This is a genomic window from Bradyrhizobium sp. Unk1, assembly GCF_059512345.1.
In genome coordinates this window covers 1-318 of the sequence record NZ_JCAMOP010000259.1, presented here as the reverse complement: position 1 = coordinate 318, position 318 = coordinate 1, and the positions used below count along the sequence as shown (strand labels likewise).

General features: G+C 51.3%; 1 protein-coding gene. It reads right to left on the bottom strand.

Going from position 1 to position 318, the window contains the following annotated elements:
* Positions 1-318, bottom strand: a 318-nt coding sequence (locus tag AC5ZFO_RS48400) for a hypothetical protein (RefSeq protein ID WP_496124321.1), incomplete at both ends; no start/stop codon positions are given.

Genomic DNA, 318 nt, shown 5'->3' with positions numbered 1-318 from the left:
AACCTCAAGCAATCCACGGAGCTTTTTGAGAAGCCATCGAAGTGCATCCATATCGGTGATCGTGAGGCCGATATTTATGAATTGTTTTGCGCCGCCCAAGAGGTTGGAACGCATTTCTTGGTAAGGACCTGTGTCAATCGCCTGGCAGGCGATGGCGATCATACCGTTGCAACGATAATGGACGAGGTCGCGGTCAAAGGTCTCCACCGGATCGAAGTCCAGGATAGCAAGGGCAATCCAGACCAGGCTGTTCTTGAAATCCGGTATCGTAAAATCCGTATTTTGCCACCGATAGGCAAGCAGTCGCGGTATCCAGCT